Below are 1,703 nucleotides of genomic sequence, written 5' to 3'. Positions count from 1 at the left end.
GAACCTGTGCATAAGCTGTGGGCTGACTGTCAATTTGCTCCACACTACGAATAGTGGTTGAAATTCCGCCAGACGCTAGATATAGTGTCTTGACGGTTTGAGAGAGATGCCGGGCCGCGGTCTGAAATCGCGGCGCCGGAGGGCTTGAAATGTTTGCCCCCTCTCTCCGTTCGTCCCCGATTTGCCCTCATTCGTCTTTATTGCTTTGTCCGTGCTGCTTTCATGCGGCGTTCATGTGCGCTTGCAGCGCCGTGAGTCAGCCAGATTTGCTGCGCGGCCCATCCGCCCCAAGGAGTCCCGATGTCCCAGACCACCGCCGCCACCGAATCCACTGCCGTCCCGCAACACCTCGCACACCCCGAGGTAGATACGCAACAGCAGGTCGCACTGGGTGATTTTTCAGACTACAAGATCATCCGTCGCAACGGGGCCGTGGTGGGGTTTGAGCCGAGCAAGATCGCCGTGGCGATGACCAAGGCCTTTCTGGCCGTGCAAGGCGGGCAGGGTGCGGCCTCGGCCAGCATGCGCGAAACGGTCAATGCGCTGACCGAAAACGTCGTGCGCGCCCTGCTCCGTAGCCGACCCAGCGGCGGTACCTTTCATATTGAAGACATCCAGGATCAGGTCGAGCTCTCGCTGATGCGTACCGGCCAGCACGAGGTGGCGCGCGCCTATGTGCTGTACCGCGAACGCCGCACACAAGAGCGGGCCAAGCAGAAAGCGGCCGCAGCGGAGCAAGAGAGCGCTCCGGTGCTGCACGTGCTCGACGGCGGTCTGCGCAAACCGCTCGATCAAGCCGCTCTGGTGAGCCTGATCGAGTCCGCCTGCGCCAATCTGAGTGCGGACGTTAAGGCGGCCCCCATCGTGGCGGAAACCCTGCGCAATCTGTACGACGGCGTGCCGATGCTCGAGGTCTACAAGGCCTCTATCCTGGCCTCGCGCACCCTGATCGAGCGCGACCCCGACTACTCCAAGGTCACCGCGCGCCTGCTGCTGCACACCATGCGCCGCGAGACGCTGAGCGAGGACGTTCCGCAGGAGAGAATGACCCAGCGCTACGCCGAGTATTTTCCGCAGTGCATCAAGGAAGGCGTTGAGCTCGAACTGCTCGACGAGCGGCTCGGGCAGTTCGACCTGGCCCGTCTGGGCGCTGCGCTCAAGGCCGAGCGCGACCTGCAGTTCGATTACCTCGGCCTGCAAACGCTGTACGACCGCTATTTCCTCGCCCATCGTGCCGATACGCGGGTGAACAAAGATGGCCGTCGCATCGAACTGCCGCAGGCCTTTTTCATGCGCGTGGCCATGGGCCTGTCGCTGAACGAGATCGACCGCGAGGCGCGCGCCATCGAGTTCTACGAACTGCTCTCCAGCTTCGACTTCATGTCGAGCACGCCCACGCTGTTCAATGCGGGCACCCGCCGTTCGCAACTCTCGAGCTGCTACCTCACCACCGTGGCGGACGATCTGGACGGCATTTATGAAGCCATCAAGGAGAACGCGCTGCTGTCCAAATTCGCCGGCGGTCTGGGCAACGACTGGACGCGCGTGCGCGCCCTGGGCAGCCACATCAAGGGCACCAACGGCAAGAGCCAGGGCGTCGTGCCCTTCCTCAAAGTGGTCAACGACACCGCGGTGGCGGTGAACCAGGGCGGCAAGCGCAAGGGCGCGGTCTGCGCCTATCTCGAAACCTGGCACCTCGACAT

Annotated in this window: 1 protein-coding gene; it reads left to right on the top strand. The window is 62.8% G+C overall.

Annotated elements, in window-relative coordinates; translation table 11 throughout:
- Nucleotides 1-300 precede the first annotated feature (300 nt).
- The coding region (locus tag AC2VLV_RS05605; protein ID WP_486989036.1) for a ribonucleotide reductase N-terminal alpha domain-containing protein at nucleotides 301-1,703 on the top strand (1,403 nt) is incomplete at its 3' end.

The organism is Thiomonas sp. TH-17, from assembly GCF_057473305.1.
Note: the sequence above shows the minus strand (reverse complement) of the source record. Positions and strands in the feature narration are given on the sequence as shown.